Raw genomic sequence first — 432 nt, forward strand, 5'->3', positions numbered from 1 at the left:
AAGCCGTCGTCCCAGGTGGACTGGTCGGCAGGGTCTGTTGAACTCCTGACCGAACAGGTGGCGTGGCCGGAGACCGGCGAAGCGCGTCGGGCGGCTGTCTCGTCGTTCGGTATCAGCGGCACCAACGCGCACGTCATCCTCGAGCAGGCGCCCGTTGACGCCGACGTCGCGACACAGGCGGACGAGGTCTCACCGCTGGGCGGGGCAGTGCTGCCGTTCGTGCTCTCCGGGAAGTCGGAGGGCGCGCTGCGGGACCAGGCCGCGCGCCTGAGTGAGATGCTGGCTGCCGGCCCTAAGGCCGCTCCTGGAGGGATCGGCCTGTCGCTGGCGATGAGCCGGTCGCGCTTCGAGCACCGTGCGGTGATCGTCGCTGCGGACTCGGACGAACTCGTGGCGGAGCTGGCCGCGTTGGCCGGGGAGCTCCCTGGACCT

General features: G+C 70.6%; 1 protein-coding gene. It reads left to right on the forward strand.

The window, feature by feature from the left end; genetic code table 11:
* A partial coding sequence (locus IH13_RS45490) for a ketoacyl-synthetase C-terminal extension domain-containing protein (RefSeq protein ID WP_031091470.1) occupies nt 1-432 on the forward strand: 432 nt, incomplete at both ends.

The sequence above is a fragment of the Streptomyces sp. NRRL WC-3549 genome (assembly GCF_000721935.1).
GTDB lineage: Bacteria > Actinomycetota > Actinomycetes > Streptomycetales > Streptomycetaceae > Streptomyces.